Source organism: Bradyrhizobium sp. BRP19 (assembly GCF_020194195.1).
Classification (GTDB): domain Bacteria; phylum Pseudomonadota; class Alphaproteobacteria; order Rhizobiales; family Xanthobacteraceae; genus Bradyrhizobium; species Bradyrhizobium yuanmingense.
In genome coordinates this window covers 164,331-184,859 of the sequence record NZ_JADYVZ010000006.1, presented here as the reverse complement: position 1 = coordinate 184,859, position 20,529 = coordinate 164,331, and the positions used below count along the sequence as shown (strand labels likewise).

The 20,529-nt window shown below is 66.5% G+C and carries 20 protein-coding genes; 5 read left to right on the top strand and 15 right to left on the bottom strand.

What is annotated here, in order from left to right:
• The first annotated feature begins 31 nt into the window (after positions 1-31).
• Positions 32-988, top strand: a complete 957-nt coding sequence (gene coaA / locus I6F36_RS20805) for a type I pantothenate kinase (protein WP_036003185.1) — start codon at positions 32-34, stop codon at positions 986-988.
• A gap of 101 nt (positions 989-1,089) precedes the next feature.
• On the top strand, positions 1,090-1,329 hold the full coding sequence (locus I6F36_RS20800; protein ID WP_036003274.1) for a hypothetical protein: 240 nt from the start codon (positions 1,090-1,092) through the stop codon (positions 1,327-1,329).
• Between the two features lie 45 nt (positions 1,330-1,374).
• On the opposite strand, the gene I6F36_RS20795 is transcribed toward I6F36_RS20800, so the two are convergent.
• From I6F36_RS20795 to I6F36_RS20775, 5 genes are all read right to left on the bottom strand, one after another.
• Complete coding sequence (locus tag I6F36_RS20795) at positions 1,375-2,433, bottom strand: AI-2E family transporter (RefSeq protein WP_225172046.1); 1,059 nt, start codon at positions 2,431-2,433, stop codon at positions 1,375-1,377.
• 71 nt (positions 2,434-2,504) lie between these two features.
• Positions 2,505-3,134, bottom strand: coding sequence for a histidine phosphatase family protein (locus tag I6F36_RS20790; protein ID WP_036024309.1), 630 nt, complete (start codon positions 3,132-3,134; stop codon positions 2,505-2,507).
• Between the two features lie 84 nt (positions 3,135-3,218).
• The gene (locus tag I6F36_RS20785) at positions 3,219-5,462 is read right to left on the bottom strand and encodes a PAS domain-containing hybrid sensor histidine kinase/response regulator (RefSeq protein WP_225172045.1); all 2,244 of its coding nucleotides are present in this window, start codon (positions 5,460-5,462) and stop codon (positions 3,219-3,221) included.
• 201 nt (positions 5,463-5,663) lie between these two features.
• Positions 5,664-6,131: a hypothetical protein gene (locus I6F36_RS20780; RefSeq protein ID WP_036003195.1), complete on the bottom strand. Its 468-nt coding sequence runs from the start codon at positions 6,129-6,131 to the stop codon at positions 5,664-5,666.
• A 108-nt stretch (positions 6,132-6,239) separates the two neighbouring features.
• A complete protein-coding gene (locus I6F36_RS20775; RefSeq protein WP_225172044.1) occupies positions 6,240-7,778 on the bottom strand; it encodes a YifB family Mg chelatase-like AAA ATPase in 1,539 nt (512 codons plus the stop codon).
• 228 nt (positions 7,779-8,006) lie between these two features.
• Here I6F36_RS20775 and I6F36_RS20770 point away from each other — a divergent pair, with 228 nt between their 5' ends.
• Together I6F36_RS20770 and I6F36_RS20765 are read left to right on the top strand one after the other, a co-directional pair.
• Positions 8,007-8,252: a PilZ domain-containing protein gene (locus tag I6F36_RS20770; protein WP_018644993.1), complete on the top strand. Its 246-nt coding sequence runs from the start codon at positions 8,007-8,009 to the stop codon at positions 8,250-8,252.
• A gap of 80 nt (positions 8,253-8,332) precedes the next feature.
• Positions 8,333-9,130, top strand: coding sequence for a tetratricopeptide repeat protein (locus tag I6F36_RS20765; RefSeq protein ID WP_128265741.1), 798 nt, complete (start codon positions 8,333-8,335; stop codon positions 9,128-9,130).
• Positions 9,131-9,249: 119 nt separating this feature from the next.
• On the opposite strand, the gene I6F36_RS20760 is transcribed toward I6F36_RS20765, so the two are convergent.
• The 7 genes from I6F36_RS20760 to rsmI form a co-directional block, all read right to left on the bottom strand.
• Complete coding sequence (locus I6F36_RS20760) at positions 9,250-10,539, bottom strand: AAA family ATPase (RefSeq protein WP_036003204.1); 1,290 nt, start codon at positions 10,537-10,539, stop codon at positions 9,250-9,252.
• The gene (locus tag I6F36_RS20755; protein WP_109141930.1) at positions 10,536-11,267 is read right to left on the bottom strand and encodes a CpaD family pilus assembly protein; all 732 of its coding nucleotides are present in this window, start codon (positions 11,265-11,267) and stop codon (positions 10,536-10,538) included. Before I6F36_RS20755 ends, I6F36_RS20760 begins: the two co-directional genes overlap by 4 nt.
• A gap of 49 nt (positions 11,268-11,316) precedes the next feature.
• Positions 11,317-12,834, bottom strand: a complete 1,518-nt coding sequence (locus tag I6F36_RS20750) for a type II and III secretion system protein family protein (protein WP_225113139.1) — start codon at positions 12,832-12,834, stop codon at positions 11,317-11,319.
• Between the two features lie 10 nt (positions 12,835-12,844).
• The gene (cpaB, locus tag I6F36_RS20745; RefSeq protein ID WP_036024324.1) at positions 12,845-13,666 is read right to left on the bottom strand and encodes a Flp pilus assembly protein CpaB; all 822 of its coding nucleotides are present in this window, start codon (positions 13,664-13,666) and stop codon (positions 12,845-12,847) included.
• Positions 13,667-13,950: 284 nt separating this feature from the next.
• Positions 13,951-14,895, bottom strand: coding sequence for a glutathione synthase (gshB, locus tag I6F36_RS20740; RefSeq protein ID WP_036024326.1), 945 nt, complete (start codon positions 14,893-14,895; stop codon positions 13,951-13,953).
• 10 nt (positions 14,896-14,905) lie between these two features.
• The gene (locus I6F36_RS20735) at positions 14,906-15,307 is read right to left on the bottom strand and encodes a YraN family protein (RefSeq protein ID WP_036045010.1); all 402 of its coding nucleotides are present in this window, start codon (positions 15,305-15,307) and stop codon (positions 14,906-14,908) included.
• Positions 15,294-16,244, bottom strand: coding sequence for a 16S rRNA (cytidine(1402)-2'-O)-methyltransferase (gene rsmI, locus I6F36_RS20730; protein ID WP_225172043.1), 951 nt, complete (start codon positions 16,242-16,244; stop codon positions 15,294-15,296). The genes I6F36_RS20735 and rsmI overlap by 14 nt, the downstream gene beginning before the upstream one ends.
• 354 nt (positions 16,245-16,598) lie before the next feature.
• On the opposite strand from rsmI, the gene I6F36_RS20725 reads away from it, so the two are divergent.
• Positions 16,599-17,831: a penicillin-binding protein activator gene (locus I6F36_RS20725; RefSeq protein ID WP_225172042.1), complete on the top strand. Its 1,233-nt coding sequence runs from the start codon at positions 16,599-16,601 to the stop codon at positions 17,829-17,831.
• Between the two features lie 100 nt (positions 17,832-17,931).
• Here I6F36_RS20725 and hemW read toward each other — a convergent pair whose 3' ends face one another.
• Genes hemW through rph form a run of 3 tightly spaced genes read right to left on the bottom strand, consistent with a single transcriptional unit; the run spans position 17,932 to position 20,436 of the window.
• Complete coding sequence (gene hemW / locus I6F36_RS20720) at positions 17,932-19,089, bottom strand: radical SAM family heme chaperone HemW (protein ID WP_157285181.1); 1,158 nt, start codon at positions 19,087-19,089, stop codon at positions 17,932-17,934.
• Complete coding sequence (gene rdgB, locus I6F36_RS20715) at positions 19,076-19,711, bottom strand: RdgB/HAM1 family non-canonical purine NTP pyrophosphatase (protein ID WP_225127987.1); 636 nt, start codon at positions 19,709-19,711, stop codon at positions 19,076-19,078. Before rdgB ends, hemW begins: the two co-directional genes overlap by 14 nt.
• Positions 19,712-19,722: 11 nt before the next feature.
• Entirely contained in the window at positions 19,723-20,436 is a 714-nt protein-coding gene (gene rph, locus I6F36_RS20710) for a ribonuclease PH (protein WP_036024340.1), read from the bottom strand.
• Positions 20,437-20,529: the final 93 nt, after the last annotated feature.

Sequence of the window (20,529 nt, the reverse complement as noted above, 5' to 3'; positions counted from 1 at the left end):
GGCGAATAGATCGCAACGGAAAGGCGGCGTCATGGATATCCGCGCACCCGAGCAGCAGTACAATCCCTACCGCGTTTATACGCGTGAGGAATGGGCGCGACTGCGCGACGATACGCCGATGACGCTCGAGCCGGGCGAGTTCGACCGGCTGCGTTCGCTGCACGATCGCCTCGACCTGCAGGAGGTCGAAGACATCTATCTGCCGCTGTCGCGCCTGTTGTCGATCTACGTCGATGCCATGCAGCGGCTGTATTACGCCGAGCGCCAGTTCCTCAACATCAGGGACCGCAAGGTGCCCTACATCATCGGCGTCGCCGGCTCGGTGGCGGTCGGGAAATCCACCACGGCACGCGTGCTCCAGGCCCTCTTGGCGCGCTGGTCGCCGCGGCCGAAAGTCGAACTGATCACCACGGACGGATTTCTCTATCCCAATGCGGTGCTCGAGCGGCACGGCATCATGCAGAAGAAGGGTTTTCCGGAGAGCTACGATCTGCCGATGCTGCTCAACTTCCTCTCCGACATCAAGGCTGGCCGTCGCCACGTCCGCGCGCCGGTCTATTCGCATCTGACCTACGATATCGTGCCGAACCAATGGGCCGAGATCGACCAGCCCGACATCCTGATCGTCGAAGGCGTCAACGTGCTGCAGACCGGCAAGCTGCCGCGCGATGGCAAGGCGGTGCCGGTGGTTTCCGACTTCTTCGATTTCTCGGTCTATATCGACGCCGACGAGGCGGCGCTGCGGCAATGGTACATCAAGCGCTTCCTGGCGCTGCGCGACACCGCATTCACCAATCCAAAATCCTACTTCAACCGCTATGCTCTGTTGTCGGACGAGGAAGCCACCGCGACCGCGATCGCGATCTGGGAGCGTACCAACCTCGCCAATCTCGAGGACAACATCCTGCCGACCCGGCCCCGTGCGACGCTGATCCTCAAGAAGGGCGCCGACCACACGGTGGAGAGCGTGGCGCTCAGGCGGCTGTAATCGCCTTGGTGCCCGGGCCCTGCCCATTCGCGCAGAGTATCTTTTGATGCAGACCAACGATGGGTATTCCGCTATTCCTTGGAAAACGGCGGGGGCACACCATGGTTGATCGTCTCAGGAGCGCTGCGGAGCAGCTGGAAGCTCCGGTCTGCCCGGACTGTCATGTCGAGATGAAGTGGTTCCGCTCGGAATTGCTCACGGACGAGCCGACCCCGGTCATCGCGCATCTCTTCGTGTGCCCCCATTGCAAGCGCGCCGCGCAGGCAAATACCGTCTTCCGGGGAGGCCAGACGACGCCGGACAAGCTGTCTGCACCGCGCTTTATTGTCTCTGCTGCATGAGATTGCGCATCGGCCGGATCGCCCGCTCCAGGCCCGGCATGACGATCATTTCGGGGCCCCCTGTTTCGACTTCGAGACGACGAAGATGTGCCACGTCGTCAGAAACATTGCAGCGACGAGCGGGCCGATCACGAACCCGTTCGCTCCGAACGTCGCAAGGCCGCCCAGCGTGGCGAGCAGCACGATATAGCTCGGCATCTGGATCGACTGGCCGACCAGGATCGGGCGGAGAAAATTGTCCGCAAGGCCGATCACGAAGGTACCGAAAGCGAGCAGGATGAGGCCCTTCGTGACCGAACCTGCAACAAGCAGGTAAAGCGCAACCGGAACCCAAACCAGCGCGGAGCCGAGCACCGGCAGCAGCGAGAGCAGCGCCATCAGTGCGCCCGCCAGCAGCGGCGCTGTGAGGCCGAGCAGCCAGAAGATGAGCCCACCGAGCGCTCCCTGTATCAAAGCGACGAGAACGATCCCCTTGATCGTTCCACGAACCGCCAGGGTGAAGACATCGAGAATTTCGGCGGTATGGCTCGGGCTCAGCGGGAGCGCCTCGCGAATGCGGGCATTGAGCTCGTCACCGTCGCGCAGCAGGAAGAACAGCAGGTACAGCATCACGAGCAGGCTTGCGACGAACTCCAGCGTCACCTGACCGATGTTGATCGCATGCCCGGCCAGCTGTTGGCCGGCAGGGACGACCAGACCCGACAGGCGCTCCCTCAGGGCCGAAAAATCGATGCCGGCCAGACGATCCCCGAGCGACGCAGCCCAGGCGGGCAGCGCGGATTTCAGCTGCTGCAGGGGATGAGCGAGGCTGATCTCCCCGCTCTGAACGCGCTGATACAGCTCCCCGCCCTGGTCGATCAGCGACGCGATGATGATCGCCACGGGGATCAGGACCATGACGACCACCACGATGACGGTGACGAGGGCGGCAAGGTTGTGCTTTTCGGGCACGGATTTCAGGATCCGTCGATAGAACGGGGCGAAGATGATGGCCAGCAGCGTGGCCCACAACACGGCACCGGAGAACGGCCAAAGCACCCAGACGAACGCGACGGAGATCGCGCCGAGCAGGATGAGGAATGAACGATTCTCCGATGTTCTCACGTGTTCGCCAGCTCTTCGCTCGTTCGCCAGATGATGTCCGTAGCACAACATCGTGGCGGAGCGGCAGGTCCTCACCTGCCCGCTTTTGCGATCCAATCCGCAAGCGTGATGCGCCCTGCGAAGGTGGCGGGACCCGAGCTGCCGGCCTTGTAGACGAAGGCCTCGCCTTCCCCGACGTTGCCGGCGTCCTTGCCGAAGGCATCGGCGATGTTGGTCTTGTGGGTGACCAGGACGGTGTTGGTGCCGGACTGCGGCGGCGCATCGACGAGCTGACGCACGGCCTGCCCGGCCTTGGCGTTGGCGCCGGTCGGGTTTGCCATTCCCGATGCGCTGGCGTTGCTGCTGTCGGTCAGGGCATCGACCGGCTTGACCTCACGGCCGGAGATCAGCTTGCCGGCCTCGACCGCGCGGTTCAGCCGGCTGGTGTAGACGTCGCCGATGGGGATCGCGAGGTCCTTGATCGCCGTCCCGATCTGGCGCGCCGCGTCCCTGCCCTTCTCGCTGAGCTGACGCTGGGCACTCATGTCGTCGAACTTGAAGGGATAGACATCCTTCTGGCTGTCGTCAGTCGCGGTGTGTCGGAAGATCAGGACGTAGCCGCCCTGCTTGAGCGACGAGATGAGGTCCGGTGTGTCGGCGGCTGCGTGGCGGGAGATTCCAGCCAGGAGAACAATCAGGGCGAGGCGGCAAAGCACGTTCATGCGCAAATCCTTTGGTTGCAAAATGCCCCCGGTGGGATCGTGACGCGCAACGCGCTCAATTTCAATTGCGATCGTCAGACGAGATCAGGTTCCCGTGAGATCCGGAACCGTCTGGTGCCGGGATGCGGCGAGGCCCGCCAGAGCCTCCTCGAGTTTCTCACGGTCGACCGGCTTGATCAGAAATCCGTTCATGCCTGCCTCGAAGCAGGCATAACGATCCTCCACCAGCGTGTTGGCGGTGAGCGCCAGGATCGGCGTCCGGGAATCGCCCAGCGCGGCCTCGTGCGCGCGGATGCGCTTTGTCGCCTCGATGCCGTCGAGCTGCGGCATCTGGATGTCCATCAGCACGAGATCGTAGGGCGTGCCGGCCGATGAGGCGGCGAGCCAGGATTCCAGCGCGGCCTCGCCTTGGACGGCAATGACGACGCGGTGGCCGAGCTTGGTCAGCAGCGAGCGCATCAGCAAGGCGTTGATCTCGTTGTCCTCGGCAACGAGGATCGACAGGCCTTTCACCGGCGCGGGGCCGGCGGAGGCCGGCGGCGGCTCCGGCGCGAGATCGGGCGAGGCGACCTCCGGCGTCAAAGCGAGGCGTGCGGCAAGCGAGGCCGCGCGCAGCGGCTTCACCAGAAAGCCGGTGAAGGCCGCCGACAGCTTCTCGTGCCGCGAGCTCGACGTCAGCAGCACGAGGCGCTGCAAGGCATGCGCGCGGGCGGCCTCACCGAGCTGATCGGCCGCGGCGGGGCCGATCGCCCGATCGATCAGCACCGTGTGCCAGGAGCGTTCCGGCAGCAATGCTTCGGCGACCGCCGCATCTGCAACCAGGCAGGTCTGGCCGCCCCAGCGTTCGAGGCGCCGCGCGATGAGCGAGGCTTCGATGCCGTCGGCGACGAGGAGCATCGACTTGCCGGTGAGGTCGGGACTCGGAAATGCGGTCTGCCCGGCGCCGCCTTGCGACGGCGGAAGCGGCACCGCGACCTCGAAGGTCGAGCCCTTGCCCGGCTCGCTCGTGAGCGTGATCCGGCCGCCCATGCGCTTGACGATGCGCTCGCTGATGGCGAGGCCAAGTCCGGTGCCGCCATAGGTGCGGGCGACGCGCTCGTCGGCCTGCTCGAATTCGCGGAAGATGCGCTGCTGGGCTTCGGCTGCGATGCCGATGCCGGTGTCGCGAACCAGGAAGCTGATCTCGTTCGGCCAGATGCCGGGCTCGACGATCAGTGCCACGCCGCCGCTGCTCGTGAACTTGATGGCGTTGCCGGCGAGATTGAGCAGCACCTGGCGCAGCCGCGCGGCGTCGCCGACCACTTCGAGCGGCAGGCGCTCGTCGACATAGGCGGCGATCTCGAGCGACTTCGCCTGCGCGCGCGGCGCGAGCAGCTCGGTGATCTCTTCGACCAGGGTCGAGAGCGCGAAGGGACGTTGATCGAGGTCGAGCTTGCCGGCCTCGATCTTGGAATAGTCGAGCAGCTCCTCGATTAGCGCCATCAAGGCTTCGCCCGAGGTCTTCACCGCCCTGGCATAGGTCGCCTGCTCCGGCGTCAGATCGGTGTCGAGCAACAGGCCGCCCATACCGATGATGCCGTTCAGGGGGGTGCGGATCTCGTGCGAGGCCATCGCCAGGAAGCGCGACTTGGCGCGGTTGGCGGCGTCGGCCTGGTCGCGCGCGTCGGACAATGCGCGCTCGGTCTCGGTGCGGTCGGTGACGTCGCGTCCGACGCTCTGCAACTCGGCGGGCTGGCCGGCATCGAGGCGGACATAGCCCTCGCGCCAGGCGATCCAGCGCGCGCCGAGCGGGGTTGCGATCTTCTGGTCGTGGATGCGCGTGCCGCTGCTCTCGCGGGCACTGTCGCCCTGCTCCAGCACGTCGAAATCGAATCGCGTGCCGACCAGCGCGCTGCGCGCCTGTCCCGCGAGCGCGCAATAGGCCTCGTTGGCAAAGGTGATGCGGCCGTCGGAAGCGCGCAGCACGATGAGGTCGCCCTGCTGCTCGAACAGGCTGCGGGCGCGCTCTTCCGCTTCCTTCAGCTCCCAATTGCGGTCGATCAAGGCTTCGTTGTGGGCGGCGAGCGTCCGCAGCCGCTTATTGACGAAGCGCAGACGCATGCTCAGCGTCGCAAGGCCGAGGCAGGCGAGCGCGAACAGGAAGCTGGCGCCGATCGCAAAGGTGTGGGGATCGTAGCCGGAATTGTCGGACCGGCTGCCGGAGACGAAACCATAGGCGCCGCCGAACGTCGCCGAGAAGATCATGAAGGAGCGGATCGCGAAAGCGAGCCTCGGATGCCGTCGCCTGAAACGACGCATGCGCACCTTGATCCGGAACGTCCGACCCATCGCAACCGACCCTTGCCTGAAACCCCGCCGCCGCGTGCGACGATGGCCCGCCGACCTTGCGAACAAATTGCGGCGGTGGCGCCGCCTCCGAACAGGGTTGACGAGACGTTAACGGGTCAGAGCATGATCCGGACCCGAAGGGCCGCGTTAGCGAAAAGTGTGCAGCGGTTTTCCGATCAGATCATGCTCAAACACAAAGCTCTAAAGCGATGCCGCCTGGAAGCGGCCATGGCCGCCGCGGGCGCCGACGATCAGCGCCGCCGCCTCGCGCGGCGAGAACGTCTTTGAGCGCACATAGATGCGGTAATCCGCCGGTCCTTCGCTGGAGAGATAGACCACCTGGCCGCCGTCGACCGGCTGCGCGGCGATCGAGACGAGACGCGTCGAAGGGCTGGCCTGGCAGGTGTCAGGCTCGGAGCCGAGGCCGTCGTCGACCACGGCAAAATCCGCGGCGTCGGCATCCTCGGTGATCTGAACCCGCACCGTTGCCCGCGCGGGATCGTCGGTGAAGGCGACATGCACACCGGCGGTCCAGAACAGCGAGGTGAGCTCGACCGATGTGTCGCCCAGCGCGATGCAGGGATGCGACACCGATCCGATCTCGGCGCGGGCGAACACCGCAGCCGCCAACAGGGGAACAGCCGAGGCCAGGAACTTGAAACGCAACATGACGCTCTACTCGCTAGGCCCCGGGAACTCACAACCGAAACGCGTCGGGCCTTATGGTTTGCAGAGCGTAAAGGAAAGTCGTTACCGCCGGGTTGATGCGCGGAATGATCAAGCCAGCTGGCGCACATCCTCCGCGAGTGCGCGGTACGACAGCGCTTCGGCGAGGTGCAGCCGGCCGATCTTGTCGGCATGGTCGAGGTCGGCCAGCGTGCGCGCCACCCGCAGCACGCGGTGATAGCCGCGCGCCGACAGGCGCATGGTCTCCGCGGCGTCGCGCAGCAGTTTTTGGCCCTGCGCGTCCGGCTTTGCGATCTCCTCCAGCACGGAGGCGGGGGCTTCAGCATTGGTGCGGACATGGGGCAGGCCTGCATCCGCATAGCGCGCCAGCTGGATGTCGCGCGCCGCCGCCACGCGGGCAGCGACCTCGGCCGATCCTTCCGACGGCGGCGGCAGGATCAGGTCGGCGGCCGTCACCGCCGGCACCTCGATGCGCAGATCGATGCGGTCCATCAGCGGACCGGAGATGCGCGCCTGGTAATCGCCGGTGCAGCGGTCGATGCGGCCGCGCTTGCAGGCATAGCCGGGCTCAAACGCATTGCCGCAGCGGCAGGGATTCATCGCCGCGACCAGCATGAAGCGGGCAGGGTAGGTGACGCGATGATTGGCGCGCGACACCGCGACCTCGCCGTTCTCGAGCGGCTGGCGCAGCGAATCCAGCACGCGCGGATCGAACTCCGGCAATTCGTCGAGGAACAGCACGCCCTGATGCGCCAGCGAGATCTCGCCGGGCTTGGCGCGCGCGCCGCCGCCGGTGAGCGCGGCCATGCTGGCGGAATGGTGCGGCGAGCGGAACGGGCGCCGCGCCGTCAGCGCGCCGCCTTCGATCTCGCCGGCGACCGAGGCGATCATGGAGACCTCGAGCAGCTCGCTCGGCGACAGCGGCGGCAGGATCGAGGGCAGGCGCGCGGCCAGCATCGATTTGCCCGCGCCCGGCGCGCCGATCATGAGCAGGTGGTGCCCGCCGGCGGCCGCGATCTCCAGCGCGCGCTTGGCGCTTTCCTGGCCCTTGATGTCGCGCAGGTCGAGCGTTGAGGCGGCGGCCTCGTGCACCTTCGGCGTCGGCCGCGACAGCACCTGGGTGCCCTTGAAATGGTTGGCGATCTGGATCAGCGAGTGTGCGGCAATGATCTGGATGTCCGGGCTCGCCCACGCCGCCTCGGAGCCGCAGGACGCCGGGCAGATCAGTCCTTCCTCGCGCATATTGGCGCCGATCGCGGCGGGAAGGACGCCGGCCACCGGCGCGATCGAGCCGTCGAGGCCGAGCTCGCCGAGCACGGTGAAGCCGGTCAGCGCATCCGAGGGGATCGCGCCGATCGCGGCCATCAGCCCGAGCGCGATCGGCAGGTCGTAATGGCTGCCCTCCTTCGGGAGGTCGGCCGGGGCCAGATTGACGATGATCCGCCGCGCCGGCAGCGCCAGCCCCGAGGCGATCAGCGCCGAGCGCACCCGCTCGCGCGCCTCCGATACCGCCTTGTCCGGCAGGCCGACGATGGCAAAGGCCGGCAGGCCGGGCGCGACCTGCACCTGCACGTCGACCGCGCGGGCCTCGATCCCCTCAAAGGCGACGGTAGAAACCCGCTGAACCATGCCGAACCAGCCTGCCCATTGCTGCAATTAGGGGTAGCAGAGCGCGGCCGTTTCCGCAAGAACAATACGGGAACAATCGCTTGGCGGCCGGTCAAATCTTAACCAATCGTAAACGCAGCCCAGACACTACGTCTCGAATGCCGCCTTCTCTCCTCAGCACATTCCAACGAATGTCCGCTACTCCTAGGGCTGCGGGATGGGCCGTGGTCTAACGGGTGAACAGTTCAAATGCTTGCAAATCGCCGGAGAAGCGAACGTCGGGTGTGCAGCCGCCTCGCCAAGATCCATTTTGGCGCGGGCTCGCTGCCGCGGGATTGCACGATCACGGACATTTCGGATGGCGGCGTGAAAGTGGTGGCGGAATTTCTGGAAGTGCCGCCGCAATTCACCATCATCTTCGCGCCTGATTATTCCCGCCAATGCCGCCTGCGCTGGCGCATCGGCTGCGAATTCGGCGCCGAGTTCGTCGACTGAACCTCAACAGGCGCGCCTCCTTAACGGGACTTTAGCGTTAATGGGTAAGCATCTCTGATCAGTTGCCGAGTGATCAGAGTATGCCCAAGCGTTCGTTCCTCGCCTTATCCCCGGCGGGATATCTGTGTTCCGCCGTCCTGATCCTCGCCCTCGGCGGCTGTCAGACGGCCGGCATCGACGACGTCACCGGTGCGCTCGGCGGCAAGCGGGAGTCCGCCGCCAAGCTTGACGGCAAGTCCGACAGCAAGGCCGACCCCACGCCGGAGATGGACGCACTTCGCGAGCGTTATCGCGCCAAGCCGAGCGATCCCGCCATTGCTCTCGAATACGGCAAGGCGCTGCGTGGCAGCGGCCAGCGCGCGCAGGCGGTCGCAGTGCTGGAGCAGGCCGTGCTCGCCCGTCCCGGCAACAAGGCGCTGCTCGCCGGCTACGGCCGCGCGCTCGCCGACAACGGCAATTTCCAGCAGGCCTTCGACGTCCTCGGCCGGGCGCATTCGCCCGAGGATCCCGATTGGCGCATCCTGTCGGCGCAGGGCGCTGTGCTCGACCAGCTCGGCCGCAACGAGGAAGCCCAGCAATATTACGCCGCGGCGTTGAAGATCGTGCCGAACGAGCCGACCGTGCTGTCCAATCTCGGCCTGTCCTACATGCTGCAAAATAATCTATCGAAGGCCGAACAGGTGCTCGGCCGCGCCCATCAGCGCAATCAGAACGATGCGCGGGTCCGCGCCAATCTGGCGCTCGTGCTGGGATTGCAGGGTCGCGAGGCCGAGGCCGAAATCCTCGTCAAGGCAGATCTGCCGCCGGACCAGGCCGCGGCCAAGGTCGCGGCGCTGAAGCAGCTGCTGGCGAAAAAGCAGCAGCGGGCGGACAGGTAGTCCGCCCTAGAGCATGATCCGGACCCGAAGGGCCGCGTCAGCGCAAAGTGTGAAGCGGTTTTCCCTCGCGACAAACGCGGAAGGCGTTTGCGCGGAGATCATGCTCAAATAAGCCGCGCCTACGACGCCTTGCGATGCGGGGCCGAGCTGCGCCCCGACTTGCCCTTCAGCTTCTTCAAAAGCGGCTCGAGCAGCGAGCGCTTCGGCTTCTTCACCTCGCCGCGGCCGGCGAGGCGGTTCGCCATATTCTGGAACAGAACGGTGGTGCGGTGGGTCCTGGAGACCTCCGCGATCATCTGGCCGTTATTGGCCGCGGTCGAGAACAGTTTCGAATCGAACGGGATCACCGCGATCGGCTGGCTCTCCATGGTCTTGGCGAAGGCCTTGACCTCGATCTCCGCACGCTTGTGCATGCCGACCTGGTTGAGGCAGTACAGCGGCGGCCGGTCGTTCGGTCGCGCCGCCTTCAGCACGCTCAGCATGTTCTTGGTGTTGCGTAGATTGGCGAGATCGGGCTCGGCCACGATCACGATGTCGTCGGCGTTCACCAGCGCGCGCCGGGTCCAGCCGGACCATTGATGGGGCACGTCGAGCACGATGCAGGGCGTCGTCATGCGCAGCGTGTCGAACACGGCATCGAAGGCTTCAGCACCGAAATCGTAGACGCGGTCGAGCGTGGCGGGCGCTGCCAGGAGGCTGAGGCGATCGGTGCATTTGGCGAGCAGGCGCTCCATCAGCGCCGTGTCCGGCCGGTCCTGCGACAGCACCGCGTTGGCGATGCCCTGCACCGGATCCTGGTTGTAGTCGAGGCCCGCGGTGCCGAAGGCGAGGTCGAGATCGATCACGACGGAATCGAGCGAGAGATCGCGGGCGATGGTCCAGGCCAGATTATGCGCGACGGTGGACGCGCCGACGCCGCCTTTGGCGCCGACCACGGCGATGACGCGGCCGGTGATGATGGCTTCCGAGGCCGAGAACAGGCTGCAGATCGAGCGGACCACGTCGATGGTTTCGACCGGGCCGACCACGTAGTCGTTGACGCCGCGGCGCACCAGCTCGCGATAGGGCGCGGTGTCGCTGGGGCTGCCGATCACGACCACGCGTGTGCCGGGATCGCAGACGCCGGCGAGGTCGTCCAGTCCTTCGAGGATGTCGCGCGTGCCGTCGGACTCGATGACGATCACGTTCGGCGTCGGCATCGATTCATAGGCTTCGATCGCCGCGGCGAGGCCGCCGTCCTTGGCGCTGAGATGGGCCTTGGCGAGCCGGCGATCCTGGCCAGCCGCCGTCACCGCCTTGAGCGTCTGCTCGGTCTCGCAGAAGGCTTGCACCGAAATGCGAGGAACCGGCGCGATGTGTTCCTCGGGGTGCTGCGGATCGTCCGCGTCTTCGTCGTGGATGCCTGTCATTTGGCGGTATCGCTGAGTTTGGCCTTGTCGGATTCGGGATAGGTGGTCGTCGTCGTCGTGCCCTTGCGATAGCGATCGAACGCGATGTCGCGCCGTGCGGTATAGGCGGGCGTCTCGGCGCGCGGTTGCTCGAGGTCAGCCGGGTTGTCGATCATCGCGGCGAGATTGCGCTGGCTGGCGCAGCCCAGATTGAAATAGGGGCGGTTCTCGGTGTAGCCGGGGTTGAGGATGTTGGGGCCGACATCTTCGGGCCACAGCCCGCAGGGGCCGGCGACGGCGGTGATCTTGGAATAGCTCAGGCGGATGGTGGGCAGCAGCCCCGGATCCTCAGGGCGATAGGGCCGCTGGGCGATGGCGCGCGACGGCACGCCGCCGGACGTGAGCACCGAGCGGATCTCCTGATAGGTTGCGGCGGCCGCGCGCGAATTGGCGGTGTCGACCGGCACATCGACGACGACCGAGCCGGTGCCTTCGCGCATCCAGTCCCGCGCGATGCCCGCGACGTCCGAATGCTGCGCAGCCGAGAGGCCGCCTCTGCTCTTGCCGACGAAGATCACGATCGACTTCTTGCCTTCCTGCACCGCAATCGGATGGCGCTGGCGATAATCGGTCGGCACCGTCTGGGTGACGATCTCGGTGGTGTTGCAGGCGCCGAGCATGACGGAGAGGCTCGTCAGTGCCAGCGCGAGCCGCAAATTGCGCCGTCGATCGGCTGATGTTGTCGTCATCCCCTGATCCCTCCTGCCCCTGCCTTGCCCGGTCCCCAAACCGTTCGTCTCAGTCGATGATGAAGCCGAAATCGCCCGGCGTGCCGGCCACCGGATCGACACGGCTCGCGATGCCATAGAGGCGGTTGACCCTGCCGAGCAGCGCCCTCTGTGCGTCCGAGGCCGGCGCGAAGCCGTCGTCGGGCCGCGACAATTCCTTCTGGGCAACCGCGCGCACCACGTAAGGCGTCACGATCACCATCAGCTCGGTCTCGTTGTTGACGAAGTCCTGGCTGCGGAACAGCGCGCCGATGATCGGCACCTGGTCGACACCAGGCAGTCCGTTGATCGCCTGCTTGGTCTGCTGCTGGATCAGGCCGGCCATCGCCATCGAGCCGCCCGAGGGAATTTCCAGCGTCGTTTCGGCGCGGCGGGTCTGGATCGATGGAATGGTGATCGAGTTGGTCGAGGACCCGGTCACGGCCTGCGTTAACGTGATCGAGTTGGTGTTCGACAGCTCCGAGACCTCGGTCATCACGCGCAGGCTGATGCGGCCTTCGCTGAGCACGACCGGGGTGAAGTTCAGCGAGATGCCGAACTTCTTGTAGGTGACCTGGGTGGTACAGACGTGAGTGACGGGATCGCAGGCGTAGCCCCCGGGAATCGGGAATTCGCCGCCGGCGATGAAAGTGGCGGATTCGCCCGAGATCGCGGTGAGGCTCGGTTCGGCCAGGGTCCGCATGACGCCGGCGCTTTCCATTGCCCGCATCGTGGCGTTGACGGTGGCGACGCCCTTGGCGAGGCCGGTGACGCCGAGCCCATTGCTGCTGACGATCGGTCCGCCAGAGACCGAGAACGGATTGGAATTGTTGAAATTCACCACCGCCGTGCCGGCATTCAGGCTGGCGCTGAGATCGACGCCGAGCTGCTTGACGATGTCGCGGCGGACTTCGCCGACCACGACCTTGAGCATGACCTGGTCGCGGCCGCGCACGACGATGTTGTTGACGACCTTGTCCGCGCCGCCGACCAGCTTTGCGGCAACGTCGCCGGCCTGCTGGGCCTCGACCGGGCTCGACACCGAGCCGGTCAGCATCACGCTGTCGCCGACGCCCTCGATCTGCACGCCCGGCAGCGACTGGCGCAGTGCCGAACGCATGCCGTTGAGGTCGCGCTTCACCGCGATGTCATAGGAGGCGACCTGCTGGCCATCGGCCGCGAAGAACACGACGTTGGTCTGGCCGACCTGGCCGCCGATGATATAGGCGCGCTGGGCCGAGCGGATCACCGCATTGGCGATCTTGGGATCGGCCACCAGCACGTCCTTGACCTCGCGCGGCAGGTCGATGACGACGGACTTGCCGATGCCGAGCGACAGAAAGCGCGACCGCGCCGGTGCGATAGTCCCAACCGACGATAAGCCGAGATCCGACGCCTGCATCGGCGCCTGGTCGCCGACCGGCGCCTCCGCAGCACTGAGGACGCCGGAAGCCGCGAGCAGCCCCAGCACCAACATCGTCCCCGCCAGGACCGAGCGCACGCGCTTCCCCCGAATGCGCAAGCCCGTCCGATCACCCCCGTAGTTCATGCTGTCCCCATCACTTCTGTGACGTCAGTTGCCGTGCCTGGACGCCGTAACGGATTACGTTCACGCCGCCTGGGCGCTTGATCGCCTGGTCCTCGGGCGTGCCGTCGACTGCGTTGGCATCGACGATGCTGCGCAGCGCGAGTGTCAGAGTGCCGCCCTGCCGTGCGGCCGAAAGCGTAGCGATCTGGTCGGGCCGCAGCTCGAGCGTGACGGTCTTGCCGACCACCGCGTTCTGGCCCTCCTTTTCCTTCGGGGCCTGGTCGATCGCGAGCACACGGATGTTGGTGAGAATGACCTCGGACAGGATGAGGTCGTTGCCGCCGGTCGGGCCGTTGGTGTTGCCGCCGTCCGGATTCTTCAGCCGGCGGGTCAGGACGATGTCGACGCGGTCATTCGGCAGGATGAAGCCGCCGGCGCCGGTTTCGGCTGAAATCTCGGTGGAGACGGCACGCATCCCGGACGGCAGGATCGCGGCCATGAAGCCGGAGCCTTCGGCCTTGACCAGCTTCTGCTCGCGGATCGGCTCGCCCTGCATCAACGGCACGCGCGCGATCGAGCCCGCGATCTGGGTCGGTGCCTCGGGCCTGCTGTCGCGGCGGATGAAGGCGCTGCTGGCGGTTGCCGCGGGCCAGGCCTGCCATTGCAGGTCTTCGGGCTTGACGGCCTGGCCGAGCTGGATGTCGTTCTTGGCGATAAGGACCTCGACCGTCGGCAGCTTCTCGGCGACGGGCAGGACGGCCGCGGGCGGATTCTGATAGCCGCTCGCCAGATATGCAGCGACGCCGCCGGCGCCGAGAGCGATGACGAGAACGACAATGCGTGCGGTGTTCATACGCTTCTACTCTTACGCGGGGCACTCGAACCGCACCTGGCGTGTTCCCCCGCATCGATGAGTAGGCAGCAAAAGTATAAGGGGTGTTGCGAGGCCGAACGTGATCGCCGGCCGCGATGCTGGTTTTCGGCAGATGGTGAACGCGGCGTTATTGGGTCGGCCAACAGCCCCGTAGTTTCACCTACGCGGGCACGTACGTTCGCACGGCGCGCGCGGCGTCATGGTGAATACGTCGTTAGCATCCCGGACTTCGCTAACGCTCCATCCGGGCTACGCGCAGAGCTCTACTTCTTCCGCTTCGCTTCGATCACGTCCCAGATCTTCGCGGCCACATCAGGCCCGCCGAGCCGCGCGATGGCGCGGATGCCGGTGGGTGAGGTCACGTTGATCTCGGTGAGATTGCCGTTGATGACGTCGATGCCGACGAACAACAGGCCGCGCTCGCGCAGCGCCGGGCCGACCGTGGCGCAGATCTCGCGCTCACGCGGGGTGAGCTCGGTCTCCTGCGCCGCGCCGCCGCGCACCATGTTGGAGCGGAGGTCGTCGGCGGCCGGCACGCGGTTCACCGCGCCGGCGAACTCGCCGTCGACCAAGATGATGCGCTTGTCGCCGTGCTTCACCTCGGGGATGAATTGCTGGATCACCCAGGGCTCCCTGAACGTCACCGAGAACATGTCGAACAGCGAGCCGAAATTCATGTCCTGCGGCATCACGCGGAATACCGCCGCGCCGCCATGGCCGTGCAGCGGCTTCATGACGACCGCGCCGTACTTGTCGCGGAACGCGTTGATCTCATCCAGGTCGCGCGAGATCAGCGTCGGCGGCATCAGTTGCGGAAAATTCATCACGAACAGCTTTTCCGGCGCGTTGCGCACCGAGGCGGGATCGTTGACGACCAGCGTCTTCGGATGGATGCGCTCCAGGAAATGCGTCGAGGTGATGTAGGCGAGGTCGAACGGCGGATCCTGGCGCAGCAGCACCACGTCGAACCCGTTCAGCGCCTCGCGCCTGGGCTCGCCGAGGGTGAAATGGTCGCCGGGCTCGTCGCGCACGGTCAGGAGCTGAACCGGCGCGACCAGCTCCTCGCCGACCATCGAGAGCTTGTCGGGCGTGTAATAAGACAGGCCATGGCCGCGCTTCTGCGCCTCCAGGAGCAGCGCGAAGGTGGAATCGCCCTTGATGTTGATGCGGGCGATGGGGTCCATCTGGACGGCGACGTTCAGTTTCATGGGCTGCCTTTCAGGTCGAGGCGTCGAATGCCGCCAACAGATGGCGCGGAAGCGAGCGCGGCGCAATCAGCATGGCGTCGAATCGCAATTCGAATTCGGCATGCTCGGGATGCGCTGCGAGCCAGCCTTGGGCGGCGTCGATGATGCGCTGCTGCTGGCGCGGCGTCACGGCGAAAGCGGCCTCGTCCAGCGTGGCGCGGGCCTTGACCTCGACGAAGGCGATCAGGTTGCGGCGCCGCGCCACGATGTCGATCTCGCCATGCGGCGTGCGGTAACGTTTGGCGAGAATGCGGTAGCCCTTGGCCATGAGGTAGGCGGCGGCACGGCTCTCAGCGGAAATACCGGTCTGGAACGCTGCGACGCGCTCGGGCGACGCGACCTTCGGTTCCGCAGGAATCTCAGTCTTCGCCATCGCTGCCCCGCGAATCCTTTGCGAGCTCGAGCGCGCGGGCATAGACCTCGCGGCGCGGCCGGCCCGACAACGCGACCGCGTGCGCCACGGCATCCTTGACGCTGTGCGCGGCAAGCTGCTCGCGCAACAGACTATCGAGCGCGTCCGATGTCAGAACCTCGGCGTCGGCCGCGGGCGGAGCGATCACCAACACGAATTCGCCGCGTGTCTCCAGCGTTGCAGCCTCGCGCGCCAGCTCGCTCAGCGTTGCGCGCGAAATCTCCTCATGCAGCTTGGTCAGCTCGCGGCAGATCGCGGCCTCGCGCGGCCCCATGATCTCGGCGAGATCGGCCAGCGTATCCTGCACGCGGTTGCCTGACTCGAACATCACCAGCGTCGCGTCAATGCGGGCGAGCTCGGTGAGACGGCTGCGCCGCGCGGCTGATTTCGCCGGCAAGAAGCCTTCGAAGAAGAAGCGGTCGGTCGGCAGCGCGGCGACCGACAGCGCGGCCAGCACCGAGGACGGGCCGGGCAGCGCATACACCGCATGGCCGGCGGCGCAGACCTCGCGCACCAGCTTGAAGCCGGGATCGGAGATCAGCGGCGTGCCGGCGTCCGACACCAGCGCGACCGAGCCGCCCTGTCCCAGGGCTTCCAGGATTTTGGGACGCGCGGCCTCCGCATTGTGCTCGTGATATGGCTTGAGCTGGGCCTTGATCGCATAGCGCTCGGTCAGGCGGCGTGTGATGCGGGTGTCCTCACAGGCGATGACGTCGACGCCGGCGAGCGTCTGCAGCGCCCGCAGGGTGATGTCGCCGAGATTGCCGATCGGGGTCGCGACCAGATGGAGGCCCGGCGCGGCCTTCGGCGCCGCGAGCCGATGGGCATCGATGGAGAAACCGTGCGAGGCGGCGTCTTGAGCTTCAGGCGTATTTATCGGGGCCGGCTTTGCGCGCATAATGGAGCCAACTTAGGCACGATCGCTAAGGCTGGGAACCGGCTCGCCGAAAAAGATCGTGCCCAAAGATCGTATCCGGGTGAGGGGCGAGGAACGGACGGGAATGTGATCGGTCGAGATCGCGCCGGGAGGCAGGAGGGGCCCTCGCGCCATATTCGCGACGGAAACGCCGCCTTGATGAGTGAATGAGTGACGGCGAAGAGCTGCCGGGACGGGATTGCGGCCGCGTTAAGCGGTTGTTATCCTTTTGTTTTGGTTAACTATTTGCCGACACACTGCCTGAATCCGCGGCCCCCCGTCGCGGAAAGCAATGTCGTGATCAGCCGGCGACGGCGGGTCGGAAGAGAAGCTGCCATGGTCGGCCCGCGTCATCCAAAGTCTCACCTTCCGGGATCCCGATCGCCAGGGGCGACCCGGCGGACTGCGCTCGGCCTGTTGCTCGGCGCGCCCGTGCTGTCGGCCTGCGCCGGCGTGCAGCAAAGCCTCAGCCAGTTCTCCAACCCGTTCTCGAGCTCCGCGCCGCCGGCCCAGCCGGCAGGACCGCAGCAGCAGGCGACGACCGCCGGCACCGGCGGCGTGAAGGTCGGCCTGATCCTGCCGCTCTCCGCGGCCGGCAATGCCGGGCTCGCCGCGCAATCGATGCGCAACGCCGCCGAGATGGCGCTGGCCGAGTTCCAGAACCCGAACATCCAGCTCCTGATCAAGGACGACAATGGCAGCCCGCAAGGCGCGCAGGCCGGCGCGCAGCAGGCGGTCGACGAGGGTGCCGAGATCATCCTCGGGCCGCTGTTCGCGCAATCGGTGCCGGCGGTGGCGCAGGTCGCGCGCACGCGCGGCATTTCCGTCATCGCCTTCTCGACCGATTCCAGCATCGCCGGACGCGGCGTCTATCTGCTCTCGTTCCTGCCGGAGTCCGACGTCAACCGCATCGTCGAATATTCCGCCGGCATCGGAAAGCGCTCCTTCGCCGTGCTGGTGCCCGACAACGCCTATGGCAATGTCGTCGAGGCCGCGGTGAAGGCGGCGGTGCCGCGGCGCGGCGGGCGCATCGTTGCGTTCGAGAAATACGGTGCCGATCGCGCCATGCCCGCGCGCACCGTGGCGCAGCAGCTCGGCAGTGCCGACGCGCTGTTCATTGCCGATGACGGCGATGCCGTCGTGTCAGTGGCGGATGCGATGACGGCCGCGGGCGCGAACCTGCGCAACATCCAGCTGCTCGGCACCGGCCTGTGGGACAATCCGCGCGTCTATGCCAGCGCCGCGCTGCAGGGCGGCCTTTACGCCGCGCCCGATCCGGCCGGCTTCCGCGCCTTCTCCGGCCGCTACCGCACGAAATACGGCGCCGAGCCGATCCGCACCGCGACCCTTTCCTATGACGCGGTCGCGCTCGTTGCCGCGCTGGCGCGCACGCAAGGCGGCCAGCGCTTCTCCTCCGACGTGCTCACCAACCCCTCAGGCTTCGCCGGCATCGACGGCCTGTTCCGCTTCCGTGCTGATGGCACGAATGAACGCGGACTTGCCGTGATGAAGGTGACGCAAGGCGGCGGCGTTGCGGTGGCGGGCTCGCCGAAGAGCTTTGGGGCGTAATGGTTTCGTAGCCCGGATGGAGCGCAGCGTAATCCGGGTTCTGTCCACGCGGTGAGACCGTCCCGGATTGCGCTACGCTCCATCCGGGCTACGAGATCCGCTAAGCCGCGAGATCCGCGACCACGGCATCCAGCACCGGAAAACCGCTGCTGGTCACGCGCAACCGTCCCGTCGCATCGACCGTGATCGCGCCTTCCTCGCGCAAGAGCGCGATGCGGCGGGGGTCGAGAGGGCGGCCGGCGAGGGCCTTGTAGCGCTCGGGATCGATGCCTTCGGCGAGCCGCAATCCCATCAGCAGGAATTCGTCGGCGCGCTCCTCGCTGTTGAGGAGCTCGTCGCTGACGACGCCGTCGCCGTTGGTCTCGACCCGCATCAGCCAGGCCTCGGGACGCTTTTCGGTGGCGGTGGCGTGCCTGATCCCGTCGATGTCGAGACGGCCATGTGCGCCGGGGCCGATGCCGGCATATTCCTCGCCGCGCCAGTACACCAGATTGTGCCGGCACTCGGCGCCGCGCCGCGCGTGATTGGAGATCTCGTAAGCGGGTAGCCCGAGCTTGTCGCAGGTCTCCTGCGTGACGTCGTAGAGCGCGCGGGCGACCGCTTCGTCCGGCGTCTTCAGCTTGCCGGCCTGGTGCAGGCCGAAGAAGGGCGTGCCTTCCTCGATCGTCAATTGATAGAGCGACAGGTGCTCGGCCGCTTCATCGATGGCGTGCCGCAGCTCGCCCGCCCACATCGCCGGCGTCTGGTCGGGGCGGGCGTAGATCAGGTCGAACGAATAGCGGTCGAACGCGCGGCGCGCGATGGCGACGGCATCGAGCGCTTCGCGCGCGCTGTGCATGCGGCCGAGCGCTTTGAGCGAGGCGTCGTCGAGCGCCTGCACGCCGAGCGAGACGCGGTTGACGCCGGCGATGCGATAACCGGCAAAGCGCGTGGCTTCGACGCTGGTCGGGTTGGCTTCCAGCGTTACCTCGACGTCGCCTGCGACGGTCCAGTGCTTGCCGATCGCGTCTAACACCGCGCCGACGGTGGCGGGCTGCATCAGTGACGGCGTGCCGCCGCCGAGGAAGATCGAGGTGACCTCGCGGCCGGGCGCGCGCTCGGCGGTCGTTGCGATCTCGCGCGCGAAGGCGGACGCAAACCTCGCCTCGTCGATCGCGGCATGGCGGACATGGCTGTTGAAGTCGCAATAGGGGCACTTCGACAGGCAGAACGGCCAGTGCACATAGACGCCAAACGCATCCTTGTTAGCGCGGCTCAAGGCAGATCTCCGCCAGTTTCCGAAAAGCGCGGGCGCGGTGCGACAGGCCGAGGCCAAGCGGCGGCAGGCCGTGCTTCTCGATGCTGGTCATCTCGCCGAAGGTGCGGCTGTGCCCGTCCGGCAGGAACATCGGGTCGTAGCCGAAGCCGGCCGTGCCGCGCGGTGGCCAGATCAGCGTGCCGTCGACGCGCGCCTCGACCTCCTCGCGATGATCGTCGGGCCAGGCCACGCAAAGCGCGGAGACGAAGTGGGCCTTGCGCTTGTCCGGCGTGGTGGCGCCGCGCTCCTGCAGCAGGCGCTCGATCTGCGCCATCGCCGCGTTGAAATCCTTGGTCGGGCCGGCCCAGCGCGCGCTGTAGATTCCCGGCGCGCCATCGAGCGCATCGACCACGATGCCGGAATCGTCGGCGAAGGAGGGCAGCTTGGTCGCCTGCGCTGCGGCTACCGCCTTGATCGCGGCGTTGCTGCGGAAATCGTTGCCGGTTTCCTCGGGCTCGTCTAGGCCGAGCTCGCCCGCCGACACCGCCTCGATCCCGTACGGCGCGAGCAGCTCCCTCATCTCGGCGAGCTTGCCGGGATTGTGGGTGGCGATGACGAGCTTGTCGGTGATTCGGCGGTGCATGGGCCTATTGACTACGCCACGGCCAGTTTCTGCAAGTCCACCAGGCGCGCAATGCCCTTCTGCGCCAGGGCGATCAGCTTCAGGAACTCGTCCTGCGTGAACGGCTCGCGTTCCGCGGTGCCCTGCACCTCGATGATGCGGCCATCGCCGGTCATGACGAAATTGGCGTCGGTCTCGGCTTCCGAATCCTCGGCATAGTCGAGATCGAGCACCGGCGTGCCGTTGTAGATGCCGCAGGAGATCGCGGCGACGTTGTCGCGCATCACGTTGGCCTTCACCATGTTGCGCGCCTTCATCCAGTTGAGGCAATCGGCAAGCGCGACCCAGGCGCCAGTGATCGAGGCCGTGCGCGTGCCGCCGTCGGCCTGGAGCACGTCGCAATCGACCGTGATCTGGCGCTCGCCAAGAGCTTCGAGATCGACGATGGTGCGAAGCGAGCGGCCGATCAGGCGCTGGATCTCGACGGTGCGGCCGCTCTGCTTGCCGGCGGAGGCCTCGCGGCGGGTGCGTTCGGAGGTCGCGCGCGGCAGCATGCCGTATTCGGCGGTGACCCAGCCGCGGCCCTGCCCCTTCAGCCACGGCGGCAGGCGATCCTCCAGTGTGGCGGTGACCAGCACATGGGTGTCGCCGAATTTAACGAGGCACGAGCCTTCCGCATATTTGACCACGCCGCGCTCCAGCGTCACGGGGCGCAATTCGTCGGGCGCACGGCGGCTTGGCCGCATGGGAAATCTCCAAAACTCACGGGAATAGGCTGTTCGCGGTGCTTGTAGGTGGGGCGGGGGTGGGCGGCAAGGGCTTATTCACCCCCTGACCGT